Source organism: Campylobacter sp. 1569, from assembly GCF_024723675.1.
Taxonomy (GTDB): Bacteria; Campylobacterota; Campylobacteria; order Campylobacterales; family Campylobacteraceae; genus Campylobacter_D; species Campylobacter_D jejuni_C.
The window spans coordinates 1-214 of sequence record NZ_JANQDB010000076.1; the positions used below are offsets into that span (position 1 = coordinate 1).

The following is a 214-nucleotide window of genomic DNA, read 5'->3' on the forward strand; positions in this document are numbered from 1 at the left end:
AAAATAAAAACTCACTTGCCTTAGAAAAACCATCCATACTAAAAGAATACCCAAGCATTAAAATGAGTAGTATAAATAAACTTGGCATCATCCAAACATTGAGTTTTTCTATACCACTTTTAACACCTTTTGATACTACATAAAAAATAACTATAAATACAAAAGTAAAACATATAAATTGAGATAAAACATCATTAGAAAGTAAATTTCCAAA

General features: G+C 24.8%; 1 pseudogene. It reads right to left on the reverse strand.

Annotation, left to right across the window (positions count from 1 at the left end):
* Window positions 1–214, reverse strand: a pseudogene (locus CAMP5060_RS08250) (sodium-dependent transporter); the annotation flags it as partial.